Genomic DNA, 502 nt, shown 5'->3' on the forward strand with positions numbered 1-502 from the left:
CATAGTTGTCTTCGATGACTGACAGGTACTCTGCGCTTAGTTGAAAAGGTCTTACCTTCACATGGAGTTGAACGACATGGCTCAGTTTAATGAACCAATTTCTAGCCAGCTATTAGCAATAGATGAAAACCTCACTCAATTAGTCACTGATATTGATATTCTTAGCAGCGTAAACCCGCTTAATTACGCCCAAGAGCGAGAAAGGTTCATCAGTAATAAGTACTCGCAAGAACCTAACTTTCAGTACCAGAAAGCGCCTCTTGACACTCATCAGTCAAAACGCCGTTTGTACGAATTGCCTTTGGAACACATCGAAGATGCTCAGTTACAAAAGCTTTATGAGGATGTCATTCAGTCTTACGCCGACAAACTTGATCAAGTCAACACCATAGGTACGCAAGAGTTCCTATACAACTCTCTGCGCTATTACGGTGAGCCAAGTGCGAAAGACATTGCTAACGCACATTTCATTTTGCATCTGCCGACAGAAGAAGAGAGCAAA

General features: G+C 42.4%; 1 protein-coding gene. It reads left to right on the plus strand.

Annotated elements, in window-relative coordinates; genetic code table 11:
• Positions 1-76: 76 nt before the first annotated feature.
• Positions 77-502: tyrosine/phenylalanine carboxypeptidase domain-containing protein (locus R7190_RS31240; protein WP_411978113.1), on the plus strand; the 426-nt coding region annotated here is incomplete at its 3' end.

It is taken from the genome of Vibrio sp. 1078-1 (genome assembly GCF_033340475.1).